Genomic DNA, 25,157 nt, shown 5'->3' on the forward strand with positions numbered 1-25,157 from the left:
GGCGGCAACCACGGCATCACGCTGAGCGGCAACGCCTGCCTCGACAAGCACCTCGCCACGTACCTGACCAACGGCAAGGTTCCGCACGGCAGCGGCGTGGCCGATGCCGTCTGCAAGAAGAACCCCGACCCGAAGCCGCAGTCGGCGGCGCAGGCGCCGAGCACGCCGCAGCCCGCCGTCGCGGCGGTGGGTGAGGGCCTGCGGGGGATCCTGGGGTTCAACCGGTGAGTTCTGCCGGCTGAGCATCGACCGATGTGACAGGAGAGGCGCCCGGGGTTTCCCGGGCGCCTCTCGCGCGCGTGGGCCCGGGCCGGTCAGTCGGCGCCCGGTCTCCAGCTCCTGGCCCGGGCGACCACTCCCTGGCCTCCCGCGAGGCCGACGCAGACCGCAAGCAGCGTGCTCCCCGCCACCGTCACCGCGGTGAGCTCCGGAGCCCAGCGCGCCCCGCCCGTGGTGACCATCGGATATCCGAGGACGGCGGACACGACGGCACCGGCGCAACCGGCCACGCCGATCGGCACGGACAGGTACCACAGTGCGGTGGACCGGAACACGCGTGGGTCTCCCGCCAGGACGCCGACGGGAGCGAGCCGGCTGCCGAAGGCCTGGAACTCCGCCAAGGCGCTGAAGGCGGCGGCGAGTGCGGCCATGAGCATGCCCGCCAGGCCGAGCAGAGTCACCCAGTTCGCGATGGTCTCGTCCAGCAGCGCGCCACCCAGCTGCGCGCCCGCGAGGACGTTGACCAGGGGCGCCGTGCCCAGATGGCGGTAGGCCGCTTCCCGGACCGTGCCGGCGGCCGACGCGTCACCCGGGCGGGAGATCACCACGAGTTTGACCTCGGCGATGCCACCGCGTCCACCCGTCGTGGGGATGTCGCCGGTGGCGACGCGCAGGTCCGGCGTCCCGGTCTCCCAGCGGCCCAGCTCGCTCAGCCGCCGGTCACCGTCGCGCAGGACGGTGGACCGGGAGGACGGGCAGGGGAGCTGAACGGCCTTCCAGCTCGCACAGGGACCGGTGAGCACGGCCGGCTCCCGGCGGTCCGGGAGCAGCGCGAACACAGCGCGGCCCTCTCCCAGGTCCGCTTGGAACGCCTTGATGTGCGAGGCCGGCTGGAGACGGCTTCTGACGATCAGGACGCTGTCCCCCAGGGCGTCGAAAGTCTGCCTGGCCTCGGTGGCCGCCACCGTGGTCCGGCTCACCCACAGCTGCACCTGGCTGACCAGCCCCAGGCCCACCACGACGGCGACGACCAGGCGCGCGATGACTCCCGGGTACGCGTGCAGCCAGCGGCCGGCGATGAGCCCACCCGGATACCGCTTCGCGATGGACCGGCCGGCCAGCCGGCGCCCGAGGGCCGTCATCGCCCAGGCGATCAGCGAGGGCAGGGTCGCGAGCGTCAGGACGATGCCGATCGCGTACTGCACGATGCTGACGCGGTAGTCCGGAGCCAGCGGCCCGAGATCGACCGGCATCGCCAGCACGAGGCCGAGCGCGCACAGCACCGCGTAACGCCGCTTCACCCGGCCCTCGGTCAGCGTCCGGGGGGAACGGCCGTCCCCCTTTTTCCGGTGCAGCAGCACCGAGGCAACCAGCACTCCGGCCGCCGCGCCGGCCGCGCCGAGGAGGACGGCCGGCAGCCAGGCGCGAACGGCCGCCGCCGAGAGCGTGTAGCCGGTGAGCGGAACGGCGACATCGGTGTACGCCGCCGCCAGGAGCGGCACCGTCCCGATCAGGGCACCTGCCCCCACCGGCCACAGGGCTTCGCCCGCGCACACCAGGGCCCGGTGCCGCCACGTGCCGCCGAGCGCGTCGAGCAGAGCCGTACGACGGTCGCGTGCGGCGGAACCGGAGCGCAGGGCCACCACGGTCAGGACGGCGGCCGGAAGGCCCAGGAAGCCGAGGACGGCCGCCATGAACGCATCGGCGTCGACCACGCCGATCGAGTCCCCGAACGGTGTGGGATCGGGGTCGCCGAAGCCGGAGATCTCCATCGTCTCGTCCCACTCAGGGGATTTGGCGGCCGTCGGTCCGACGTAGACCAGGCGCTCCGAGGGAGAGGTGAGACCTTCGGCGGAGATCCTCCCGGCGTCCCGTCCGTAACGGTCGGAGATCCCCTCCCGCTGCCCTGCCGCCGCGAGCGCCGGGGAGAGCACGGCCTCCCCCGGCCGCGGCCAGGCGGACAGGCCGGGGGGCGGCGGGGCACCGGGGGTCAGCGGTTCGACGAAGATGACACTGTGCTGAAGGCCGCCGACCGTGTCACCGCTCTCCCGCCAGTGGGCGACAGCACGCTCTCCCGGGAACTTGCCGGTGAACCGGGGTGCTCTCGCCTGGGCGTGGCTCTGCTCCGCGCTGTCCGCCGCCATGGTGATGACGGTCGTGCCGGCGGTGCAGCACAGGAACGCGGTGGCCAGGGCCAGCGCGAGACTACGCAGCCGGTGCCCCGGACCGCCCTTGGAGGCTCGTAGCCCCATGGCCATCAGCTGCCGCGTGAGGCCTCGCCCGTTCATCCGCCCCACGTCGGAGCCCCCATGCTGATCCGCCCGTCCGTGATCCGTGCGACGCGCTCGGCGCCGAGTGCCACGTTCTGGTCGTGCGTGACGAGCAGCAGCCCGCAGCCCCATCGGGAGGGCAGCGAGTAGAGCAGCTGACTGACCCGATCGCGGTTGTCGTCATCGAGCGCGCCGGTGGGTTCGTCGGCCAGGATCAGGGAGGGCCTGTTGACCAGGGCCCGGGCGATCGCCACCCGCTGGCGCTCCCCGCCGGACAGCGATCCCGACGCCACCGAGGTGTCCGGGATGCCGAGGTCGTGGAGGAGTTCTTCGGCGGCGCTCCGGCCGCGGGAGCTTCGCACTCCGCCCAGCATGGCGGCGAGCATGACGTTCTCCAGAGCCGTCAGCTCCGGGAGCAGTTCGCCGAACTGGAAGACCATGCCGATGTGGCGTGACCGGTGGCGTGCTCTGGCGCCGGCCCGCAGGGAGGTGACGTCCGCGCCCGCCACCTCGATGGTCCCGCTGTCCGGGCTGATGAGCCCCAGGACGCACGAGAGCAGCGTGCTCTTCCCGCTGCCGCTGGGTCCGGTCAACGCGACGGACTCGCCCTCCGCGATGGTGAGATCGACGCCGCTGAGCAGCACACGGTCGGCCAGTTCGAGCCGGACGTCACGCAGGTGGAGGACGGGATTGCGCACAGGAGTTCCTTGCGAGGAAGGCAGTGGTCGAACACGAGAACGCGCCCGTCGCCATGACGGCGACGGGCGCACGGAAGTCGCTCAGATCCGGTAGGCCCAGGAACCGCACGCGTCCGGCTTGGCGAACTGCTGCTCACAGACGCGGATCTTGTTGAGGATCGCGCCCTCGCCGGTCCTCACGCAGTTGTCCGGTCCGGCGCCGTTCTTGTCCCAGAGGTGACTCGAATTGTTGTCGTAGACGCGGAAGTACTCGCCTTCGACCGCGTTCGTGTCGGCCTCCATGTCGCAGACGCGCAGGCGGCGGTCACCTTCGAAGCCCTTGGCGTTGTCGTCACCCTGCCAGGCCTCGATGTAGGCGAACGCCGGGCTGCTGCCGACGCTCACGCCGAGGGCGAGAGTCGCGCCGGCCACCGCGAGGGCGAGGCGCCCGGCCCTACTGGTTATTCGAGTCATCATCTGTTCCGTCCCTCCCCCGGAGGATCGATTCCTCCAGGACTTCACCCGTACTGCCCAGGGCCCCCGGCCCGGAGCGAAAGGATCATGACAGGCCGCCCACAGGTTGTCCACTTGATAGGTTCACAACATCCCAGGGCAGCCCGTGACTTGGAGCGGCCGACGGGCACCCGGGGTACCAGGACTCGGCGTTGGGGGCGGTGTGGCGAACGACTTGCGGACGGTCCCGGCGGGCTCTGTCACGCTGTCCGACCGGCGGACCGAGCGCAGCTGGACGGTCGAGGTGGCGTCGTTCCGCATGTCGGCGGTGCCGGTCACCCAGGCCTGGTACGCCGAGGTCACCGGGGAGCGTCCGAGCGCGGCCCGGGGTGAGCTGCTGCCCGTGGAGGGCGTGTCCTGGTGGGACGCGATCCGGTTCTGCAACGCCGCGTCCCGGCGGGAGGGACTGACCCCCGCGTACGAGGTGCGGCCGGGGGACGGGAAGGCCGGCTGGAACACCGCCGCCGACGGCTACCGGCTGCCGACCGAGGCCGAGTGGGAACACGCCTGCCGTGCCGGCGGCACCGGACCCCGCTACGGCCCGCTCGACGAGATCGCCTGGTACCGCGGCAACGCGGACGACCGCATCCACCCCGTGGGCGGCAAGCAGCCCAACGCCTGGGGCCTGTACGACATGCTGGGCAACGCCTGGGACTGGTGCTGGGACCTCTACGACGCCGAGGTCTACGGCACCTACCGGGTGCTGCGCGGCGGCGGCTGGTCCGACGAGCACTGGAGCTGCCGCGCCTCGGTGCGCCGCCGGAGCCACCCGACGTTCCGGATCGACGACGTGGGGTTCCGCGTGGCGCGCTCGACGCCGGCTGCCACGGGCGCGCGGCCGGTCTGAGCACGAGCGAGGGGCGCCCCGCACGAGCAGGGCGCCCCCAGGTCACTCAGGCGAGAAGGTCAGAGCTTCTCGATCACGTAGTCGACGCACTTGGTGAGCGCCTCGATGTCCGCCGGGTCGATCGCCGGGAACATCGCGACACGCAGCTGGTTGCGGCCGAGCTTGCGGTAGGGCTCGGTGTCGACGATGCCGTTGGCGCGCAGGACCTTGGCGACGGCGGCGGCGTCGACCTCGTCCGTGAAGTCGATCGTGCCGATGACCTGCGAGCGCTTGGCCGGGTCGGTGACGAACGGGTTGGCGTACTTGATGTCCTCGGCCCAGCCGTAGAGGGTGCGGGCCGAGGTCGCCGTGCGCCGGACCGACCAGTCCAGACCGCCCTGGCCGTTGATCCACTCCAGCTGCTGGTTCAGCAGGAAGAGGGTGGCCAGCGCCGGGGTGTTGTACGTCTGGTTCTTGCGGGAGTTGTCGATCGCCGTCGGCAGCGAGAAGAACTCCGGGACGTGTCGGCCGGACGCGTGGATCCGCTCGGCGCGCTCGATCGCGGCCGGGGAGAAGACGCCGATCCACAGGCCGCCGTCGGAGGCGAAGGACTTCTGCGGGGCGAAGTAGTAGACGTCCGTCTCGGCGATGTCGACCGGCAGGCCGCCCGCGCCGGAGGTGGCGTCCACCAGGACCAGGGAGCCCTCGTCGGCGCCCGCCACGCGCTTGATCGGCATGGCGACACCGGTCGAGGTCTCGTTGTGGGTGAACGCGTAGACGTCCACGCCCGCTCCGGCGACCGCCTCCGGGTGGGTGCCCGGGTCGGCGGAGATGACGTCCGGCTCGGCCAGCCACGGGGCGAGCTTGGCGGCCTTGGCGAACTTGGAGGAGAACTCGCCGAAGCTGAGGTGCTGCGACTTGTTCTCGATCAGGCCGTGGGTCGCCACGTCCCAGAACGCGGTGGAGCCGCCGTTGCCGAGGATCACCTCGTAGCCGTCGGGGAGCTGGAACAGCTCGCTGATGCCTTCGCGCACCTGGCCGACCAGGTTCTTGACGGGAGCCTGGCGGTGGGAGGTGCCGAGCAGGGACGTGCCGGTGGAGGCCAGGGCGTCCAGCGCCTCCACCCGCACCTTGGAGGGGCCCGCGCCGAATCGACCGTCGGCGGGCTTGATGTCAGCAGGAATCTGGATCTCAGCCACGCAGGGGAGCGTAGCCGTTTCCAGAAACCTGGGCGAAACGTCGTCCGTCGGGTGAGACGGGGTGTGGACAGGTCACTGCTGCGGCGGGCCGGGCCAGACGGCCGAGGCGTCGTCGCGGTGCGGGTCCGGCAGCCGGAGGGGGCGGACGGCGACGGGGCGGGCCACGCCCTCGGTGGTGGCCGTCCAGGGAGCGGGGCGGCCGGAGTAGCACAGGGTCGTGAGGACGAAGACGCCGTCTGCGTAGACCTCGACGTACTCACCGACGGTGAGGATGCGCAGCGAGGCGGCGGGTTCCGGCAGGCGGGTCTCGCCGAGCGGAGTGCCGTCGGGGCCGGTGACCCGGAGGTCCTTGCCGTCGCAGCCGACCGTGAGCGCGGGCCGGTCCGGTCCGCAGGCCTGCGTGCGCAGGGTGATCTCGGTGTGACCGGAGAGGCCGACGTCGCCGACCGCGTGCAGCAGCGCCTCGTGCGTCTCCTCACCGAGCCAGGGGTCCAGGCCCGGCCACCACTCCAGGCGGGGTGCCGAATCCGCCGGCACGGCAAGGGACTTGGGCTGGGCGAGCATGCCGCGGCAGCGCTCTCCGGAGTCGGTGAGGCCGACGCGGCGCGGGGTGGTGTGCAGCACGACGCGGGAGCCGTCGGGGGCGGCGACGACGCGCGGGGCGTACGCGCCCGTCGGGCCGAGCGGACCGCGGCGGGTCCACGGGCCGCGCAGGCGCGGAGCGGTCCACGCCTCGAAGCCCCGGGTGGCGCCGATGGAGCCGAGCAGCAGCCAGCCGCCGTCGTCGAGGCGTTCGAGGACCGGGCACTCGAACTCGTCGACGTCGCCGGGGGAGACCAGCGGCGGCTGGACGGTCCAGTGCTCCAGGTCGTCGGAGGTCGCCCAGGCGACGCACCCGCTGACCTCGACGGGCAGGGAGGCGTCGGCGGCGCAGACCACCATCACCCAGCCGTCGGACTCGTCGTCGCGGACGACGAAGGGGTCGCGCCAGCCCATGCGTTCGCCGGTGCGGTACCAGCGCCCGTCCGCCTCGACGACCGGCCCCGGGCCGTGGCGGCGCCAGCCGGTGCCGTCGGTGCGCTCGGAGCGGGCCAGGCCGATCGACTGCAGGGGCCAGCCGTCCGGGGTGAGTCCGGAGACGGCGGTGTAGAACATCGCCATGCCGGGGCCGTGCGGGAAGGCGTGCATGGTCCACACCGCCTGCTGGTCGAAGCGGCCCGGCAGGCCGTTGCCGAAGGCCGTGCCCTGCGGCTCCCAGTGGACCAGGTCGGCGGAGGTGGCCCTGCCGTACGAGGTCTCCATGCGCAGGTGGTCGAACTCGGCCGTCCACGGGCCCTGGAGGTGCAGCACGGTGTAGGTGCCGTCCGCGTGGCGCAGGAGGTCGAAGTCGTTCACGCAGAGGCCGGGAGGCGCGTATCGCATGGACAGGTCCTGTCTGCCGACAGCGGCACTCAAACGTGTGCGCTGTGATCTTGCTGGGAGAAGTTCCTCTGAGAGTCAGCCGAAGTAAAACTGAACGCAAACGCTTGCGCAACCAGGTGAGCGGGTTTACGGTCTCGTCACTCCCCTCCCGCCGACGTGTTCCGGACCCCGGCCACGCGGCGCGCACCCGATCAAGGAGCGTCCCGTGACGGTCAGCATCACCGATGTCGCCGAGGCCACCGGGGTCTCGGCGTCCACCGTGTCCCGCGCCCTGCGCGGCCGTTCGGGAGTGTCGGAGGGGATGCGGGCCCGGATCGTCGCGGCCGCCGCCGAACTGGGCTACACCGCCTCGCGCTCGGCCTCCAGCCTGGCCAGCGGCCGTACCTACACCATCGGCGTCGTCGTCCCGTACGTCGGCCGCTGGTTCTTCGGTACGGTGCTGGACGCGGCCGAGAAGGTCTTCAGCGCCGCCGGCTACGACGTCCTGCTGTACAACCTCGGCTCACCGGAGGCGCGCAAGCGCTTCTTCACCAAGCTGCCGATCCGCAAGCGGGTCGACGCCGTGCTGTCCCTGCTGATCCCGGACCCGGACGAAGCCGCCGCCCTGTGCTCCCTCGGCGTGCCGCTGGCGACCACGGTCGGCGGCGCCCGGCCCGGTTTCACGGTGGTCGGCATCGACGACCGCGGCGGCGCGGAGAGCGCCGTGCGACACCTGGTGAACCTCGGCCACCGGCGGATCGGCATGATCTCCGGCGCCAGCGAGCCACTGCACTGGACCACGCCCCTCGACCGCCGGCAGGGCTACCTGGACGTGCTCGCCGACGCCGGGATCGAGCCCGACACCGCCCTGGAGGCCGACGGCGGTTACACGGTCGAGGGCGGTGAGCGGGCCATGACCGAGCTGCTGGCGCTGCGCCATCCGCCCACCGCCGTGTTCGCCCAGTCCGACGAGATGGCGATGGGCGCGCTGCGCGCCCTGCGCCGGCACCGGCTGAGGGTTCCCGAGGACGTCTCCGTGGTCGGCTTCGACGATCACGAGCTGTCCGAGGTGGTCGGGCTGACCACCGTGGCCCAGCCGGTCGCGGCCCAGGGCCGGGAGGCGGCCCGGCTGCTGCTGGTGCGCCTGGACGGACGGGACGCCGTATCGCCGCGCCCCGTCGAGATGCCCATCCGCCTCATCCTCCGCGAGACCACCGCGCCGCCGCACACCGGCCGGTAGCGGTACCTCCCCACCCGTTTCTCCCCCCTGCTCCCCAACGCCCGCGCTCCCACCGCACACCCGCTCGGAGGCACCACCATGATCACCGGACACGGAAAACACCGTCGTACGGGCCTGACGGCCCTCGCCCTGCTGCCGCTGGCCGCGCTGGCCGCCTGCGGCGGCGGGGGCGGCGGCAGCGACACCTCCGCCGAGGAGGGCAGCGGCAAGGGCACCATCAGCGTCTGGGCCCACCAGGGCCAGGCGAGCGAGGCGACCGCGCTCCAGAACGCGGTGAAGTCCTTCAACTCCTCGCAGAGCGAGGTCAAGGCCGAGCTGAAGCTCATACCGGAGAAGGACTACACGAAGACCATCACCGCCACGGACGCCTCGGAACTGCCGGACGTGCTGGAGTTCGACGGCCCGACGATGGCGAACTTCGTCTACAACAGCAAGCTCGCCCCGGTCGACGGCCACGTCTCCGCCAAGACCCTCGGCAACGCCACCGACGCGATCAAGGCGCAGGGCGAGATCGGCGGCAAGCACTACGGCCTGGGCATGTTCGACGCCGGGCTCGGCATGTACGCCAACAAGAAGCTGCTGGACGCGGCCGGCGTGAAGTACCCGACGAGCCCGGACGACGCCTGGACCGCCGAGGAGTTCGGAAAGGCCCTCAAGGCACTGAAGGGCAAGGACTCCGACGGCAAGGTCCTCGACATATCGGAGCAGTACGGCCTGGCCTCCGAATGGGGCACGTTCGGCTTCTCCCCGATCGTCTTCTCGGCCGGCGGCGGCCTGCTGAAGGACGGCAAGGCCGAGGGCGCCCTGGACAGCCCGAAGGTCGTCTCCGCGATGAAGACCTTCCAGTCCTGGAAGCCCTACGTCGACCCCAACACCGACGGCAACGCCTTCGCCAAGGGCAAGGTGGCGCTGAGCTGGGTCGGCCACTGGAACTACCCCGCCTACAGCGAGGCCCTCGGTGACGACCTCGCCGTCGTGCCGCTGCCGGACTTCGGCAACGGCCCCAAGGCCGGCCAGGGCTCGTGGGCCTGGGGCATCGGCGCCAAGAGCAAGAACGGCAAGGCCGCGGGCACCTTCCTGGACTACCTGCTGAACGACACCAACGTCGGCGCGATGACGAAGGCCAACGGCGCGGTGCCCGCCACCAAGACCGCCCTGGCCAAGAGCGACCTCTACAAGAAGGGCGGCCCGCTCCAGCTCTTCGCCGACCAACTGGCCAAGCCCTGCGGCGACAGTGACATCAGCGCCTCCTGCGTCGCCGTCACCCGCCCGGTGACCGCCGGATACCCCACCGTCACCGCCAAGTTCAACACGGCCCTGAACTCGATCTACGGCGGTGCCGACCCCCAGGAAGCCCTGAGCAAGGCCGCCCGCGCCATCGACCGGGACTTCACCGACAACGCCGGCTACGAGATCCCGTAACCCGCAGGACGTATCGGCCCGGGCGGGCCGCCGTCGACGTGGTGACACAGCCATGGACCGACCGCGCCCGCCCCGCCGGGAAGAGGACCCCTGTCGTGAAAACCGTGGAACCCGCGCACGCCGCGGCCCGAGGCCGGGCGCAGGCCGTCCCGTCCGCGTCCCCCGCCAAGCCCCCGCGTCCCGCGCGCGGCAACCGTGACCGGCTGCACGGGCTGCTGATGGCCGCCCCGGCCGTCGGCGGGCTGATCGCCTTCGTCGGCATCCCGTTCGGGTACGCCGTGGTGCTCTCCTTCTACAACGTCCGTCTCGGTTCACCGCTGGAGCCCGCCTTCTTCGGTGTGGAGCACTACCGGCGGCTGTTCACCGACCCCGACCTGTCCGGCCCGTTCCTGCGGGCGCTGCTGAACAACCTGACCTTCGCCGTGGTCGTCGTACCGCTCCAGACGGGGCTCGCGCTGGCGCTGGCGATCCTGCTCAACCGCAAGCTGAAGGCCATCGGCGTGTTCCGGTCCTTCTTCTTCATGCCGGTGGTCTTCCCGATGGCACTGGTCGCCGTGATCTGGCGGCTGATCCTCGCTCGCAGCGAGCAGGGCATGCTCAACTCCGCTCTGGACGTGGTCACGTTCGGCAACTGGGGTGCCTTCGACTGGCTCGGCGACGGCCTCACCGCGATGGGCTCGATCATCGTGCTGTCGGTGTGGCAGGGCGTCGGCTTCCAGATGGTCATCCTGCTGGCCGGCCTCCAGCAGATCCCGGGCGAGCTGTACGAGGCCTCCCAGCTGGACCGGGCCTCCCGCTGGCAGCAGTTCCGGCACGTCACCCTGCCCGGCATCCGCGGCACCCTCGTCTTCGTCGCGATGCTGACCTCGGTGCTGTCCTTCCGGGTCTTCGACCAGGTGTACATCCTCATACGCGGCGGCGGCCTGGACGAGGACGCCACCCGCACGGTGATGTACCAGGCCGTCACCACGGCCTTCGACCAGAACAACATCGGCCAGGCCTCGGCCGTCACGGTGGTGTTCTTCCTGATCGTCGTCGCCCTGACCATCGTCCAGCGCCGCGTCGTCCGGCCCGACAACGAGGACTGACCCATCATGGCCATGACCCGTACGCCCGTACGCCGCGTCCTCGACTACACCGTCCTGAGCGTCCTGGCGTTCGTCTTCGCCCTCCCCGCGCTCTACCTCTTCCTCGGCAGCCTCAAGCCGTCCGACGAGGTCCTCAACGGCCTGTCCGGCTTCCTGCCCACCCACCTCTCCTTCGACAACTACGCGGCCGTCCTCGACAGCCTCAACTCCGACAGCACCGGCTACTTCTGGCAGTTCATGGGCGTGTCGGTGCTGCTGTCGTTCGTGGTCGTGACGGGCGGGCTGATCGTCAACTCGATGGCGGCCTACGGGCTGACGCGGCTGAAGTGGCGGGGGCAGAACGCGGTGTTCACCCTCGTCCTGCTGCTGATGCTGATCCCGTTCGAGTCGGTGGCGGTGCCGCTGTTCTACATGTTCAACGGCCAGCGCAACACCCTGTTCATCCAGGCGCTGCCGTTCGTCGCCAACGCCTTCGCGATCTACCAGTTCCACACGTTCTTCAAGAAGATCCCGCCGAGCATCGAGGAGGCGGCCCGGCTGGACGGGGCGGGGCCCTGGCGCACCTTCTTCGCGATCATCGTGCCGATGTCCCGGCCGGTGTTCGCCTCGGTCGCGATCCTCACCTTCCTCATCCAGTGGGGCTCCTTCCTGTGGCCGGTGCTGATGGTGTCCGACCCGTCCGTGCGCCCCCTGCCGCTGGAGATGAGCGTCTTCCAGGGCCAGCAGCCCCCGGACTGGGGACAGATCCTCGCCTTCGGCGTGCTGCTGGTGCTGCCCGTGCTGATCGTCTTCGCGTTCTTCCAGCGCTGGTTCGTCGAGGGAGTGGCCAGCTCCGCCGTCAAGGGCTGAGGCCCCGGGGGCATGCTGGACGCATGACGGATCTCGAAGCGCGGTTGCGTGCCGTCGTCCGGGGTGACGTCGGGTTCGACGTCACCTCCCGGGCGCTGACGACCATGGACGCGTCCAACTACCGGCGGGTCCCGGTGGGCGTGGTCGCTCCGCGTGACGCCGACGACGTGGCGGCGGTGCTCGCGGTGTGCCGGGAGCGCGGGGTGCCCGTGGTCGCCCGGGGCGGAGGCACCTCCATCGCCGGGCAGGCCACCGGCACCGGTGTCGTCCTGGACTTCACCCGGCACATGAACGGGCTGGTCGCCCTGGACCCCGGGGCGCGGACGGCCGTGGTGCAGCCGGGGCTGGTGCTGGACCGGCTCCAGGAGGCCGCCGCCCCGCACGGTCTGCGGTTCGGCCCCGACCCCTCCACCCACAGCCGCTGCACGCTCGGCGGCATGATCGGCAACAACTCGTGCGGTTCGCACTCGGTGGCGTGGGGCACGACCGCTGACAGTGTGCGCGAGCTGGACGTCGTCACCGCGCGGGGCGAGCGGCTGCGGCTCGGCAGGGACTGGGCCGGGGCGCCGGACGGGCTGCGCGCCCTGGCCGAGGAGGAGACGGCGCGCCTGCGCACCGGCTTCCCCGACCTGCCCCGCCGCATCTCCGGCTACGCCCTGGACGCCCTGCTGCCCGAGCGCGGCGCCGACGTGGCCCGCTCCTTCTGCGGTTCGGAGGGCACCCTGGGCGTGCTGACGCAGGCGGTCGTACGCCTCGTCGAAGCACCCCGCGCACGGGCGCTGGCCGTGCTGGCGTACGCGGACGAGAGCGCGGCCGCGGAGGCCGCGGCCGGGCTGCTGCCATGGGGGTCCCCCCTGTTCGAGCGAAGCCGAGAGCTTGGGGGAGGTCCGCTGACCCTGGAGGGCATGGCGGCGGACCTGGTGCCGTCCCCGGAGGCGCTGCCGCGGGGCGGGGCCTGGCTGTTCGTGGAGACCGGCGGGGAGTCGGCGGCCGAGGCACGCGCGCGTGCGGAGGCGATCGTGCGGGCCGCCGACGTCGTGGACGCGCTCGTGGTCACCGACCCGGCGGGTCAGCGCGCGCTGTGGCGGATCCGGGAGGAGGCGAGCGGTACGGCGACCCGGATGCCCGACGGGACCGAGGCCTGGCCGGGCTGGGAGGACTGCGCGGTGCCGCCCGCCCGGCTGGGGGCGTACCTGCGGGACTTCCGGGCGCTGATGGCGGCGCACGGGCTGCGCGGCACGCCGTACGGGCACTTCGGGGACGGCTGCATCCACGTCCGGATCGACTTCGACCTCCTCACCGAGTCCGGTGTCGCCCGTTTCCGCCGCTTCTCGGAGGAGCTCGCCGAGCTGGTGGTGGGGCACGGCGGGTCGCTGTCCGGGGAGCACGGGGACGGGCAGGCGCGGGCGGAGCTGCTGCCGCGGATGTACGGCCCGGACATGGTCGGCCTCTTCGAACGGGTCAAGGGAGTGTGGGACCCGGACGACGTGCTCAACCCCGGGATGCTCGTCCGTCCCGCGCCGCTCGACCGTGGCCTGCGCTTCTCCGTCCTGCCCCGCGAGCCGGTCGACGTGGCCTTCGGCTACCCCGCCGACGGCGGCGACTTCCCGGCCGCGGTGCGGCGCTGCGTGGGCGTCGCCAAGTGCCGTACGGCGTCGGTGTCCGGCCCGGGCGTCATGTGCCCGTCCTTCCGGGCGACGGGCGAGGAGGAGCACTCCACGCGCGGGCGGGCCCGGCTGCTGCACGAGATGCTCGCCGGTGAGGTGGTCACGGACGGCTGGCGCTCGACCGAGGTCCGGGACGCGCTGGACCTGTGCCTGTCCTGCAAGGGCTGCCGGTCGGACTGCCCGGTCGGGGTCGACATGGCCACGTACAAGGCGGAGTTCCTGCACCACCACTACGCCGGTCGGCGCCGGCCCGCCGCGCACCACTCCATGGGCCGGCTGCCCGTGTGGCTCCGGGCGGTGGTCCGCACGCACACGGCGTGGCTGGTCAACGCCCTGGCGGCGGTACGGCCCGTCGCGTGGGCCGCGAAGCGGCTGGGCGGCATCGCGCCCGAGCGGGAACTCCCGCGGGTGGCCCGGCGGACCTTCAGCCGGTGGTGGGAGCGGCGGCGGCACGAGAGGACCACCGGTGCGGGCGACCTCGTCGTCCTGTGGCCCGACACCTTCACCGAGCACCTCTCCCCGGCCGTGGGGCAGGCGGCCGTCCGGGTCCTGGAGGCGGCCGGGCTGCGGGTGGCGCTGCCGCCGACCGTGCGGCTGGCGAAACCGCCGGTGGGGGACGGCAGGACCGTCGCCCTCGACCCGCTGACCCTGCTGCGTGGCCGGGGGCGGGTCTGCTGCGGGCTGACGTACGTGTCGACGGGCCAGCTGGACCGGGCACGGGCCGTCATGCGCCGCACGCTCGACCTGATGGAGCCGGTGCTGGAGACCGAGGCGCCGGTCGTGGTCCTGGAGCCGAGCTGCGCGGCTGCCCTGCGCGGGGACGTCCCCGAGCTGCTGCACGACGATCCGCGCGCGGCCCGGCTCGCGGCGAAGGTGCTCACCTTCGCTCAGACGCTGGAGCGCCACGCCCCCGGCTGGCGGCCGCCGCGCGTGTCCCGCCCGGTGGCCGGGCAGACCCACTGCCACCAGCACGCGGTGCTCGGCGACGCCGCCGACCGCCGGCTGCGGGAAGCGGCCCGGCTCACCGGCGAACTGAGCGGCGGCTGCTGCGGCCTCGCGGGGAACTTCGGCTTCGAGAAGGGCCACTACGAGGTGTCCGCCGCCTGCGCGGAGGAACAGCTCCTGCCGTCCGTCCGGGACGCCGCCGACGGCACCGTGGTCCTGGCGGACGGCTTCTCCTGCCGCACCCAGCTGGCGCAGCTGGCGGGCGTGCGGGGCAGGCACCTGGCGGAGGTGCTGGCCGAGGCGCTGGACGAGGCGCTGGACGAGGCGCTGGACGAGGACCCCGGACGCGACGGCTCATGAGGCGTTCGGGCCACGGCGGGGCGGACCCGAGTGTCTGAACCGGGGGAGGGCCGAAGCCGCTCCTAGGCTCGCGGGACCAGTCACCGCCCCTCGGGGGCCGCTGCTCGAAGGAGCCCGCGCATGAGCATCCGCGTCCAGCCGATCACCCGTGACGAGCACCTGGCGTTCGTCACGGCCCGCCCCTCCGCCAGCCACACCCAGGTCCCCTCCTGGGGCGAGGTGAAGCCCGACTGGAAGGCGGAGAGCCTCGGCTGGTTCGACGGCGGCGGACAGCTCGTCGGCGCGGGCCTCGTGCTGCTGCGCCCTCTGCCCGGGCCGCGCCTGCCCGGGCTGCCGCGGTATCTCGCCTACCTCCCCGAGGGCCCGCTGATCGACTGGCAGGAGCCCGGCCTCGAACGGCTGCTGGAGCCCATGCTCGCGCACCTCGGCCGGCGGGGCGCCTTCGCGGTGCGGATGGGCCCGCCGGTCGTGGTGCGCCGCTGGAGCGCGGACACGGTCAAGGCGGCCATCGCGGACCCGGCCGCCCGGCGGCTGCGCGACGTGCGGGCGACGTCGTACGAACCGCGGGCCGGCCGGGTCGCGGACAGCCTGCGCCGGATGGGCTGGCGGCAGTCCGAGGCGTCCGGCGAGGACGGCTTCGCCGCCGGGCAGCCGCGCTACGTCTTCCAGGTGCCGTTCGCCGGCCGGTCGCTGGACGACATCCACAACGGCCTGAACCAGCAGTGGCGCCGCAACATCAAGAAGGCGGAGAAGGCCGGGGTGAAGGTGGTGCGCGGCGACCTGGAGGACCTGCCGGCCTTCCACGAGCTGTACTGCGAGACCGCCGAACGGGACCGCTTCATCCCGCGCCCGCTGCCGTACTTCCAGCGCATGTGGAGCGCGCTCACCGCCGAACACCCGGACCGCATGCGGCTCTACCTCGCCCACCACGACGGCGAGGTGCTCGCCGCGGCCACGATGCTGACCGTCGGCGACCACGTCTGGTACTCCTACGGCGCATCGACCAGCCGCCGCCGCGAGGTCCAGCCGAGCAGCGCCGTGCAGTGGCGCATGATGACCGACGCGCACGAACTCGGTGCCGCGGTCTACGACCTGCGCGGCATCACCGACACCCTGGAGGAGTCCAGCCACCTGCTGGGCCTGCTGCGCTTCAAGGTGGGCACCGGCGGTGAGGCCGTCGAGTACCTCGGGGAATGGGACTACCCGGTCAACCGGCTGCTGTACAAGGCGCTGAACCTGTACCTCGCCCGCCGCTGACGTCTCACAGCACGAGACAGAGGCAAAAAGGGTTCACGCACCTGACGAAGTCCATTACCCTGGACTGTGCAGTGCATCGGGCTGTACATAGCGTGTGCTCCGGTGTACGCACCGCACACCCGCAGCACCCCTGACACCGATGCCGAGCACAGGACCCGCCCGTGACCACGCCGGAGACCGCCACCTCCCCCTCGTCCGCGACCGCCGCCGGCGCCGCGCCGGTCTCCGGCCCGGGCCGGCTCGGCTCCCTCGGCCCCGTGGGCCTGGTGCTCGCGGGCGGGATCTCCGTGCAGTTCGGCGGCGCCCTGGCGGTCACGCTCATGCCCAGGGCGGGCGCCCTCGGGGTCGTGGCGCTGCGCCTGCTCGTCGCGGCCGTCGTGCTGCTCCTGGTCTGCCGCCCGCGGCTGCGCGGCCACTCGCGCACCGACTGGGGCACCGTCGTCGTCTTCGGCGTCACCATGGCCGCCATGAACGGCCTCTTCTACCAGGCCGTCGCCCGCATCCCGCTGGGTCCCGCGGTCACGCTGGAGGTCCTCGGCCCGCTCGCCCTCTCGGTCTTCGCCTCCCGCCGCGCGATCAACTTCGTCTGGGCGGCGCTGGCCCTCGCCGGTGTCTTCCTCCTGGGCGGGGGAGGCTTCAGCGGCCTCGACCCCACAGGAGCGGCCTTCGCCCTGGGCGCCGGCGCCATGTGGGCGGCCTACATCGTCTTCAGCGCCCGTACGGGCCGCCGCTTCCCGCAGGCGGACGGGCTGGCGCTGGCCATGGCGGTGGGGGCGGTGCTGTTCCTGCCCCTGGGCATCGCCGAGTCGGGGGCGAAGCTGCTCGACCCGGTGACGCTGGGCCTTGGCGCGGCGGTGGCCCTGCTCTCCTCGGTGCTGCCCTACACGCTCGAACTCCTCGCCCTGCGCCGCCTGCCCGCCTCCACCTTCGCGATCCTGATGAGCCTGGAACCGGCCATCGCCGCGACGGCCGGCTTCCTCATCCTCGACCAGGCCCTCAGTGCCGCCGAGGCCGCCGCGATCGCCCTGGTCGTCGCGGCGAGCATGGGTGCGGTGCGCACCCAGGTGGGCGGCGGGCGCAAGAAGCGCGCGGCGCCGGAGAGCACCGGCCCGGAGGGCTGAGCCGCCCCGCGAGGGGAGCGGCCGTTCGTGCGGTCCGGCCCGGCGTCAGTGCCCGGTGCCACACTGCCCGCATGACCACACCGGACCCGAAGGCCGACCTCCTCCGCTACCTCCAGGAGGCGCGTGACGCCCTGCTGTGGAAGCTCGACGGGCTCTCCGAGTACGACATCCGCCGCCCTCTGACGCCGACCGGCACCAATCTGCTCGGGCTGGTCAAGCACACCGCCGGAGTGGAGCTGGGGTACTTCGGCGACACCTTCGGCCGGCCCTTCTTCGGCGAGGACCCGCCGTCCTGGTGGTACACGCAGGACGCCGAACCCGGCGCCGACATGTGGGCCACCCCCGAGGAGTCGCGCGAGGACGTCGCCGGGCTGTACCGCCGGGCGTGGGAGCACGCGGACGCCACGATCGCGGCGCTGTCGCTGGACGCGACCGGTCATGTCCCGTGGTGGCCCGAGGAGCGGCGCGAGACCACCCTGCACCACATCCTGGTGCGCGTGATCGCCGACACCTGCCGTCACGCCGGTCACGCCGACATCGTGCGCGAACTCATCGACGGCTCGGTGGGCCTGACGCCGGGCAAGGACAGCATGGGTCCGGGCGGCCGGGACGGGTGGGAGGCCCACCGGCGCAGGCTGGAGGAGGCGGCGAGGCAGGCGGACGCCGCCGGCTGAGCGCCGGGGCGCCGGGCGGGAGCGGAGTGGCCCCGAGGGGGCCGCACCGTCCCCGCCTGCCGATCGACGCCGCCGGGCACGCTCCCGCGCGCTCGGGGGTCCCGCCTGCCCGCGACGCCCGGCGCGCTCTCCCGGGCGCTCGGCCCGCGCAAAAATTCATGCAAGCACGCTTGATTGTTTCTTGCGCCGCTGCCATGCTCCTCAGCACGCCGCACCACCCCGCACACCGCCGTGCCCCGAGGGGAGCGCCCGTGTCCGATCCGACCTCCGTGATCGACGATCTGCGCGAGGAGAGCGAGGAACTCGACCGCCTCGTCGCCGGGTTGTCCCCGCAGCGCTGGTCGCTCCCGACCCCCGCGCCCGGCTGGACCGTGGCCCACCAGATCGCCCACCTCGCCTGGACGGACCGCTCGGCCCTGCTCGCCGTCACGGACGCCGACGGCTTCCGGACCCTGGTCGAGAAGGCCCTCGCCGCGCCCGGCTCCTTCGTCGACGAGGGCGCCGAGGAGGGCGCGGGAGCTGCGCCCGGCGAGCTGCTCGCCCGGTGGCGCGGCGGGCGTACGGCACTGGAGGACGCCCTGCGGGCCGCCCCGCCCGGCGCGCGCTTCCCCTGGTACGGCCCGCCCATGTCGGCCGCCTCCATGGCGACGGCCCGGCTCATGGAGACCTGGGCCCACGGGCAGGACGTGGCCGACGCCCTGGGTGTGGTGCGCCCACCCACCGACCGGCTGCGCCATGTGGCCTGGCTCGGGGCGCGGACCCGGGACTTCGCCTACGGCGTGCACGGCCTCACCCCGCCCGCCGACCCCTTCCGTGTCGAACTGCGCGCCCCCTCCGGCGACCTGTGGACGTACGGCCCCCAGGACGCGGCGCAGCGCGTCACCGGATCCGCCCTCGACTTCTGCCTCCTGGTCACCCAGCGCGCCCACCGCACCGGCCTCGCCCTGCGCGCCGACGGCCCCGACGCCGACCGCTGGCTGGACATCGCGCAGGCCTTCGCGGGACCGCCCGGCCGTGGACGCCCGCCGAAGGAGGCCGGCTCGTGACGTCCGAGCGCAGCGGCGAGGAGGCGGCCTCGTGACGATCCTGCGCATCGGCAACGCCTCCGGCTTCTACGGCGACCGCTTCGAGGCGATGCGCGAGATGCTCACCGGTGGCGAACTCGACGTCCTCACCGGCGACTACCTCGCCGAGCTGACCATGCTCATCCTCGGCCGCGACCGCCTCAAGGACCCGGCCGCCGGATACGCCCGCACCTTCCTGCGGCAGCTGGAGGACTGCCTCGGTCTCGCGCACGAGCGGGGCGTGCGGATCGTCACCAACGCGGGCGGGCTCAACCCGGCCGGACTCGCCGACGCCGTACGGCACTTGGCCGGCCGGCTGGGCATCCCCGTACGTGTCGCCCACGTGACGGGCGACGACCTCACCGCCGCCTACCCCGGCAGCCTCGCCGCCCACGCCTACCTCGGCGGCTTCGGCATCGCGGAGTGCCTGCGGGCGGGCGCCGACGTCGTCGTCACCGGCCGGGTGACGGACGCCGCCCTCGTCACCGGGCCGGCCGCCGCCCACTTCGGGTGGAGCGCAACGGACTACGACCGGCTCGCGGGCGCCGTCGTCGCCGGGCACCTCCTGGAGTGCGGGACACAGGCCACCGGCGGCAACTACGCCTTCTTCCGGGAAGGCGACGTCCGCCGCCCCGGCTTCCCCCTCGCCGAGCTGCACGAGGACGGCGGCTGCGTCATCACCAAGCACCCCGGCACCGCCGGCTTCGTCGACACCGGCACGGTCACCGCGCAGCTGCTCTACGAGACGGCCGGTGCCCGGTACGCGGGCCCTGACGTCACCGCCCGGCTGGACACCGTACGGCTGAGCCAGGACGGAACCGACCGGGTGCGCGTCGAGGGCGTGCGCGGAGAGGCACCGCCGCCCACCCTCAAGGTCGGGCTCAACCGGCTGGGCGGCTTCCGCAACGAGGTCGTCTTCGTGCTCACCGGCCTGGACATCGAGGCCAAGGCCGCCTTGGTACGCGACCAGATGGAACCCGCCCTCGGCAAGATCGCCGACGTGCGCTGGGAGCTCGCCCGCACCGACCACGCCGACGCCCCGAGCGAGGAGACCGCGAGCGCGCTGCTGCGGCTCGTCGTCCGGGACCCCGACCAGGAGGCTGTGGGGCGGGCACTGAGCGGGGCGGCCGTGGAGCTGGCGCTGGCGAGCTACCCCGGCTTCCACGTGCTGGCACCACCGGGAAAGGGCTCGCCCTACGGGGTCTTCGAGGATGTGTACGTCCCCCGTGGAGGCGTCGACCATGTGGCCGTCCTCCATGACGGGCGCAGGGTCCCCGTGCCGCCGGCCCATGACACGGCCGTACTCGACGAGGTGCCGCAGCCGCCGCTCCCCGAGCCGCTCCCGCCCGGGCCGGTCACCAGGGCTCCCCTCGGCCTCGTCGCGGGCGCCCGCAGCGGGGACAAGGGCGGCAACGCCAATGTCGGGGTGTGGGCCCGCACGGACGACGCCTGGCGCTGGCTCGCCCACGAGCTGACCGTCGCCCGCTTCCGGGAGCTGATCCCCGAGAGCGGCGAACTGACCGTCGTACGGCACGTGCTGCCGAACCTGCGCGCCCTCAACTTCGTCGTCGAGGGGATCCTCGGCGCCGGCGTCGCCGCGCAGCACCGCTTCGACCCGCAGGCCAAGGCCCTCGGCGAATGGCTGCGCTCCCGCCACCTGGACCTGCCGGAGGTTCTCCTGTGACCGTCCTGACCTCCGCCCTGGACCCGAACGACCCGGAGTACCGGGCCAACCGCGAGGCCATGCTCGCCAAGCTCGCCGGACTCGACGCCGAGCACGCCAAGGCCCTCGCGGGCGGCGGCGAGAAGTACGTCGCACGGCACCGGGCGCGCGGCAAGCTCCTCGCCCGCGAGCGCATCGAGCTGCTCATCGACCCGGACACGCCGTTCCTGGAGCTGTCCCCGCTGGCCGCCTGGGGCAGCGACTACACCGTCGGCGCGTCCCTCGTCACCGGCATCGGGGTGGTGGAGGGCGTGGAGTGCCTGATCACCGCCAACGACCCGACCGTGCGCGGCGGGGCGAGCAACCCCTGGTCGCTGAGGAAGGCCCTGCGCGCCAACGACATCGCCCTCGCCAACCGGCTGCCCGTGATCAGCCTCGTGGAGTCCGGCGGCGCCGACCTGCCGTCGCAGAAGGAGATCTTCATTCCCGGCGGCGCCGTCTTCCGCGACCTCACCCGGCTGTCCGCCGCCGGCATCCCGACCGTCGCGGTCGTCTTCGGCAACTCCACCGCGGGCGGCGCCTACGTCCCCGGCATGTCCGACCACGTGATCATGGTCAAGGAGCGGGCGAAGGTGTTCCTCGGCGGTCCGCCGCTGGTGAAGATGGCGACCGGGGAGGACAGCGACGACGAGTCCCTGGGCGGCGCCGGGATGCACGCCCGCACCTCGGGCCTCGCCGACCACTTCGCCGTCGACGAGCAGGACGCGCTCCGGCAGGCCCGGCGTGTGGTCGCCCGCCTCAACCACCGCAAGGCGTACGGGGATCCGGGGCCCGCCGAGCCGCCCACGTACGATGCGGAGGAGCTGCTGGGCATCGTCCCCGGCGACCTCAAGAGCCCCTTCGACCCGCGCGAGGTCATCGCCCGCATCGTCGACGCCTCCGACTTCGACGAGTTCAAGCCGCTGTACGGGACGAGCCTGACCACCGGCTGGGCCACGCTCCACGGCTATCCCGTGGGAGTGCTGGCGAACGCCCGGGGCGTGCTGTTCAGCGAGGAGTCCCAGAAGGCCGCGCAGTTCATCCAGCTCGCCAACCAGCGCGACATCCCGCTGCTGTTCCTGCACAACACCACCGGCTACATGGTCGGCAGGGAGTACGAGCAGGGCGGCATCATCAAACACGGCGCGATGATGATCAACGCCGTCAGCAACTCGAAGGTCCCCCACGTGTCCGTGCTGCTGGGCGCCTCCTACGGGGCCGGTCACTACGGCATGTGCGGCCGCGCCTACGACCCCCGCTTCCTCTTCGCCTGGCCCAGCGCCAAGTCGGCCGTCATGGGCCCGCAGCAGCTCGCGGGCGTGCTGTCGATCGTCGCCCGCCAGTCCGCCGCCGCCAAGGGGCAGCCCTACGACGAGGAGGCGGACGCCGCGCTGCGCGCCATGGTCGAGCAGCAGATCGAGTCCGAGTCGCTGCCGATGTTCCTGTCCGGGCGGCTCTACGACGACGGCGTCATCGACCCGCGCGACACCCGCACCGTCCTCGGCCTGTGCCTGTCCGCGATCCACACGGCCCCCTACGAGGGCGCGCGCGGCGGCTTCGGCGTCTTCCGGATGTGAGGAACCTTCAGTGATCACTTCTGTGCTGGTCGCCAACCGGGGCGAGATCGCCTGCCGCGTCTTCCGCACCTGCCACGACCTGGGCATCCGTACCGTCGCCGTGCACTCGGACGCCGACGCGAACGCCTTCCACGCGCGCGTGGCCGACGTGAGCGTACGACTCCCGTGGGAGACGCCCGCCGACACCTACCTGCGCGGTGACCTGATCGTGAAGGCCGCCGCAGCAGCCGGGGCGGACGCCGTGCACCCCGGCTACGGCTTCCTCTCCGAGAACGCCGCCTTCGCCCGGGCCGTCCAGGAGGCGGGCCTGGTCTGGATAGGTCCGCCGCCCGAGGCCATCGAGGCGATGGCGTCCAAGACCCGCGCCAAGCAGCTCATGGGCATCGAGCCTCTCACCGACGTCACCGAGGCGGACCTGCCCGTGCTGGTCAAGGCTGCGGCGGGCGGCGGCGGCCGTGGCATGCGCGTCGTACGGCACCTGGCGGACCTGGACGCCGAACTGGCCGCCGCCCGGGCCGAAGCGGCGAGCGCGTTCGGCGACGGCGAGGTCTTCGTCGAGCCGTACGTGGAGAACGGCCGCCATGTGGAGGTGCAGATCCTCGCCGACACCCACGGCACGATCCAGGCCCTCGGCACCCGCGACTGCTCCCTCCAGCGCCGCCACCAGAAGGTGATCGAGGAGGCCCCGGCGCCCGGCCTGTCCGCCGCGCTCGACGAGGAGGTCCGCGCCCTCGCCGTACGGGCCGCCCGGGCCGTCGACTACGTGGGTGCCGGAACGGTCGAGTTCCTCGTCGCCGACGGTCACGCGCACTTCCTGGAGATGAACACCCGTCTCCAGGTCGAACACCCGGTGACCGAGACCGTGTTCGGCATCGACCTGGTCGCGGAGCAGATCCGGATCGCCGAGGGCCACCCCCTCGGAGCGGACCCGCCACCCGCACGCGGACACGCCGTGGAGGCCCGCCTGTACGCCGAGGACCCGGCCTGCGACTGGTCCCCGCAGACCGGCACCCTGCACCGCCTGTCCGTCCCCGGGGCCGTCCGCCTGGACACCGGCTACACGGACGGCGACGACATCGGAGTCCACTACGACCCCATGCTCGCCAAGGTCGTGGCGCACGCACCGACCCGCGCGGAGGCCCTCCGCCGACTCGCCTCCGCCCTGGAACGCGCCGAGATCCACGGCCCCGTCACCAACCGCGACCTCCTGGTCCGCTCCCTGCGCCACCCCGAGTTCACCGCGGCCCGCATGGACACCGGCTTCTACGACCGCCACCTGCCCGGCCTGACCGAACCGCGCCCCGACCCGCACGCCCCCCTGGCCGCCGCCCTCGCCGACGCCCGGGCCCGCTCCCGCCCCGGCTTCGGCGGCTGGCGCAACGTCCCCTCACAGGCGCAGACCAAGCGGTACGTGATGGCGGGGAAGGAGTTCGAGGCCCGTTACCGGCACACCAGGCAGGGCCTGGAGGCGGACGGTGTGCGGGTGGTGCACGCCGACGCCCGTCTCGTGATCCTCGACGTGGACGGGGTGGAGCGGAAGTACGAGGTCACCCGCTACGGAGACCAGGTCTACGTCAACACCACCGCCCTGACCGCTCTGCCCCGCTTCCCCGACCCCGCCACCCAGCACGCCCCGGGCTCCCTCCTGGCGCCGATGCCGGGCACGGTCGTCCGCGTCGCCGACGGCCTGACGGCGGGGGCTCCGGTGAAGGCGGGCGAGCCCCTGCTCTGGCTGGAGGCGATGAAGATGCAGCACAAGGTCACCGCGCCGGTGACCGGAACACTGACCTCCTTGCCGGTCTCCCCCGGTCAACAAGTGGAGCCGGGCATGTTGCTGGCGGTTGTGCAGCAGGCCTGAAGGGGCGCGGGGCTGTATCAATGTGCGGCTACCGCCGCGCGAGCGCGACAAGCCACATCCGGCCCGCACCGAAAGGACTCCCCATGGACACCGAAGACCACAAGGCGCTCCGAGAAGCCGTCGCCGCCCTGGGCAGACGCCACGGACGTGAAACCGATACCGCACAGCTCTGGTCGGAAGCAGGCAAACTGGGCTACCTGGGCGTCAACCTCCCCGAGGAGTACGGAGGAGGAGGCGGCGGCATCGCCGAACTCTCCATCGTCCTCGAAGAGCTGGGCGCAGCCGGCTGCCCCCTGCTCATGCTGGTCGTCTCACCGGCCATCTGCGGCACCGTCATAGCCCGCTTCGGCACGGAACAACAGAAGCGGCAATGGCTCCCGGCCCTGTCGGACGGCACCCGCCGGATGGCCTTCGGCATCACCGAACCCGACGCCGGCTCCAACAGCCACCGCATCACCACCACGGCCCGCAAAGACGGCACCGACTGGCTCCTCACCGGCCGCAAGGTCTTCATCTCCGGCGTGGACATCGCGGACGCCACCCTCATCGTCGGCCGTACCGAGGACGCCCGCACCGGCCGCCTCAAGCCCTGCCTCTTCATCGTCCCGCGCGACACCCCCGGCTTCACCCGCCACCCCATCGACATGGAACTGAACGCCGCGGAGAAGCAGTTCGAACTGGTCCTGGACGACGTGCGGCTGCCCGCCGACGCCCTCGTCGGCGACGAGGACGCCGGACTCCTCCAGCTCTTCGCCGGTCTCAACCCCGAACGCGTCATGACGGCCGCCTTCGCGATCGGCATGGGCCGCCACGCCCTCGCCAAGGCCGTCGAGTACGCCCGCGACCGCACCGTCTGGAACGCCCCCATCGGCGCCCACCAGGCCATCGCCCACCCGCTGGCCGCGGCCCACATCGAACTCGAACTCGCCCGCCTGATGATGCAGAAGGCCGCCGCCCTCTACGACGCGGGCGACGACCCGGGCGCCGGAGAGGCCGCCAACATGGCCAAGTACGCGGCCGCAGAGGCCTGCGTGAAGGCCGTCGACCAGGCCGTGCACACCCTCGGCGGCAACGGCCTCACCCGTGAGTACGGCCTGGCCCGGCTGATAACGGCCTCGCGCGTGGCTCGTATTGCCCCGGTGAGCCGGGAGATGATTCTCAACTACGTCTCCCACCAGACCCTGGGCCTGCCCAAGTCGTACTGAGGACCCGGAGACGGCCCGCGCCG

General features: G+C 72.6%; 20 protein-coding genes. 15 read left to right on the forward strand and 5 right to left on the reverse strand.

Annotation, left to right across the window (positions count from 1 at the left end):
• Positions 1-228: alpha/beta hydrolase (locus GTY56_RS38460; protein ID WP_202511316.1), on the forward strand; the 228-nt coding region annotated here is incomplete at its 5' end.
• A gap of 86 nt (positions 229-314) precedes the next feature.
• On the opposite strand, the gene GTY56_RS38465 is transcribed toward GTY56_RS38460, so the two are convergent.
• From GTY56_RS38465 to GTY56_RS38475, 3 genes are all read right to left on the reverse strand, one after another.
• Positions 315-2,507: a hypothetical protein gene (locus tag GTY56_RS38465; protein WP_161369894.1), complete on the reverse strand. Its 2,193-nt coding sequence runs from the start codon at positions 2,505-2,507 to the stop codon at positions 315-317.
• Entirely contained in the window at positions 2,504-3,187 is a 684-nt protein-coding gene (locus tag GTY56_RS38470; RefSeq protein WP_033312204.1) for an ABC transporter ATP-binding protein, read from the reverse strand. Before GTY56_RS38470 ends, GTY56_RS38465 begins: the two co-directional genes overlap by 4 nt.
• 81 nt (positions 3,188-3,268) lie before the next feature.
• The gene (locus GTY56_RS38475; RefSeq protein WP_161369895.1) at positions 3,269-3,643 is read right to left on the reverse strand and encodes a hypothetical protein; all 375 of its coding nucleotides are present in this window, start codon (positions 3,641-3,643) and stop codon (positions 3,269-3,271) included.
• Between the two features lie 211 nt (positions 3,644-3,854).
• Here GTY56_RS38475 and GTY56_RS38480 point away from each other — a divergent pair, with 211 nt between their 5' ends.
• Complete coding sequence (locus GTY56_RS38480) at positions 3,855-4,526, forward strand: formylglycine-generating enzyme family protein (protein ID WP_161369920.1); 672 nt, start codon at positions 3,855-3,857, stop codon at positions 4,524-4,526.
• Positions 4,527-4,585: 59 nt separating this feature from the next.
• On the opposite strand, the gene serC is transcribed toward GTY56_RS38480, so the two are convergent.
• Both serC and GTY56_RS38490 read right to left on the reverse strand, forming a co-directional pair.
• Positions 4,586-5,704 carry a phosphoserine transaminase gene (gene serC / locus GTY56_RS38485; RefSeq protein ID WP_161369896.1) on the reverse strand — a complete coding sequence of 373 codons (1,119 nt, stop codon included), beginning with the start codon at positions 5,702-5,704 and terminating at the stop codon, positions 4,586-4,588.
• 72 nt (positions 5,705-5,776) lie between these two features.
• Positions 5,777-7,126: a glycoside hydrolase family protein gene (locus GTY56_RS38490; protein ID WP_161369897.1), complete on the reverse strand. Its 1,350-nt coding sequence runs from the start codon at positions 7,124-7,126 to the stop codon at positions 5,777-5,779.
• 205 nt (positions 7,127-7,331) lie between these two features.
• Here GTY56_RS38490 and GTY56_RS38495 point away from each other — a divergent pair, with 205 nt between their 5' ends.
• The 13 genes from GTY56_RS38495 (at position 7,332) to GTY56_RS38555 (ending at position 25,134) form a co-directional block, all read left to right on the forward strand.
• On the forward strand, positions 7,332-8,345 hold the full coding sequence (locus tag GTY56_RS38495) for a substrate-binding domain-containing protein (protein WP_161369898.1): 1,014 nt from the start codon (positions 7,332-7,334) through the stop codon (positions 8,343-8,345).
• A gap of 78 nt (positions 8,346-8,423) precedes the next feature.
• Complete coding sequence (locus GTY56_RS38500; RefSeq protein WP_202511317.1) at positions 8,424-9,767, forward strand: ABC transporter substrate-binding protein; 1,344 nt, start codon at positions 8,424-8,426, stop codon at positions 9,765-9,767.
• A gap of 95 nt (positions 9,768-9,862) precedes the next feature.
• The gene (locus GTY56_RS38505; RefSeq protein WP_161369899.1) at positions 9,863-10,855 is read left to right on the forward strand and encodes an ABC transporter permease subunit; all 993 of its coding nucleotides are present in this window, start codon (positions 9,863-9,865) and stop codon (positions 10,853-10,855) included.
• Positions 10,856-10,861: 6 nt separating this feature from the next.
• Positions 10,862-11,704 (forward strand): carbohydrate ABC transporter permease, encoded by an 843-nt coding sequence (locus GTY56_RS38510; protein WP_062927522.1) that lies wholly within the window; start codon positions 10,862-10,864, stop codon positions 11,702-11,704.
• A 23-nt stretch (positions 11,705-11,727) separates the two neighbouring features.
• Positions 11,728-14,676: an FAD-binding and (Fe-S)-binding domain-containing protein gene (locus GTY56_RS38515; RefSeq protein WP_161369900.1), complete on the forward strand. Its 2,949-nt coding sequence runs from the start codon at positions 11,728-11,730 to the stop codon at positions 14,674-14,676.
• A 120-nt stretch (positions 14,677-14,796) separates the two neighbouring features.
• Entirely contained in the window at positions 14,797-15,933 is a 1,137-nt protein-coding gene (locus GTY56_RS38520; RefSeq protein WP_161369901.1) for a lipid II:glycine glycyltransferase FemX, read from the forward strand.
• A gap of 161 nt (positions 15,934-16,094) precedes the next feature.
• Complete coding sequence (locus tag GTY56_RS38525) at positions 16,095-17,054, forward strand: EamA family transporter (protein ID WP_161369902.1); 960 nt, start codon at positions 16,095-16,097, stop codon at positions 17,052-17,054.
• Between the two features lie 71 nt (positions 17,055-17,125).
• On the forward strand, positions 17,126-17,728 hold the full coding sequence (locus tag GTY56_RS38530; protein WP_161369903.1) for a DinB family protein: 603 nt from the start codon (positions 17,126-17,128) through the stop codon (positions 17,726-17,728).
• Between the two features lie 251 nt (positions 17,729-17,979).
• On the forward strand, positions 17,980-18,774 hold the full coding sequence (locus GTY56_RS38535; RefSeq protein ID WP_161369904.1) for a TIGR03084 family metal-binding protein: 795 nt from the start codon (positions 17,980-17,982) through the stop codon (positions 18,772-18,774).
• A gap of 31 nt (positions 18,775-18,805) precedes the next feature.
• Positions 18,806-20,476 (forward strand): acyclic terpene utilization AtuA family protein, encoded by a 1,671-nt coding sequence (locus GTY56_RS38540; protein WP_161369905.1) that lies wholly within the window; start codon positions 18,806-18,808, stop codon positions 20,474-20,476.
• Positions 20,473-22,071 carry a carboxyl transferase domain-containing protein gene (locus GTY56_RS38545; protein WP_161369906.1) on the forward strand — a complete coding sequence of 533 codons (1,599 nt, stop codon included), beginning with the start codon at positions 20,473-20,475 and terminating at the stop codon, positions 22,069-22,071. The genes GTY56_RS38540 and GTY56_RS38545 overlap by 4 nt, the downstream gene beginning before the upstream one ends.
• Before the next feature lie 10 nt (positions 22,072-22,081).
• Positions 22,082-23,929 (forward strand): ATP-binding protein, encoded by a 1,848-nt coding sequence (locus GTY56_RS38550; protein WP_161369907.1) that lies wholly within the window; start codon positions 22,082-22,084, stop codon positions 23,927-23,929.
• Positions 23,930-24,012: 83 nt separating this feature from the next.
• Complete coding sequence (locus tag GTY56_RS38555; protein ID WP_161369908.1) at positions 24,013-25,134, forward strand: acyl-CoA dehydrogenase family protein; 1,122 nt, start codon at positions 24,013-24,015, stop codon at positions 25,132-25,134.
• Positions 25,135-25,157: the final 23 nt, after the last annotated feature.

It is taken from the genome of Streptomyces sp. SID5643 (genome assembly GCF_009872555.1).
Classification (GTDB): domain Bacteria; phylum Actinomycetota; class Actinomycetes; order Streptomycetales; family Streptomycetaceae; genus Streptomyces; species Streptomyces iakyrus.

Bases quoted from the DNA above. Each gene is read 5' to 3' on its own strand.
- GTY56_RS38465 (WP_161369894.1), bottom strand. From the start codon at position 2,507: ATGAACGGGCGAGGCCTCACGCGGCAGCTGATGGCCATGGGGCTACGA.
- GTY56_RS38475 (WP_161369895.1), bottom strand. From the start codon at position 3,643: ATGATGACTCGAATAACCAGTAGGGCCGGGCGCCTCGCCCTCGCGGTG.
- GTY56_RS38490 (WP_161369897.1), bottom strand. From the start codon at position 7,126: ATGCGATACGCGCCTCCCGGCCTCTGCGTGAACGACTTCGACCTCCTG.
- GTY56_RS38500 (WP_202511317.1), top strand. From the start codon at position 8,424: ATGATCACCGGACACGGAAAACACCGTCGTACGGGCCTGACGGCCCTC.
- GTY56_RS38510 (WP_062927522.1), top strand. From the start codon at position 10,862: ATGGCCATGACCCGTACGCCCGTACGCCGCGTCCTCGACTACACCGTC.
- GTY56_RS38515 (WP_161369900.1), top strand. From the start codon at position 11,728: ATGACGGATCTCGAAGCGCGGTTGCGTGCCGTCGTCCGGGGTGACGTC.
- GTY56_RS38520 (WP_161369901.1), top strand. From the start codon at position 14,797: ATGAGCATCCGCGTCCAGCCGATCACCCGTGACGAGCACCTGGCGTTC.
- GTY56_RS38530 (WP_161369903.1), top strand. From the start codon at position 17,126: ATGACCACACCGGACCCGAAGGCCGACCTCCTCCGCTACCTCCAGGAG.
- GTY56_RS38555 (WP_161369908.1), top strand. From the start codon at position 24,013: ATGGACACCGAAGACCACAAGGCGCTCCGAGAAGCCGTCGCCGCCCTG.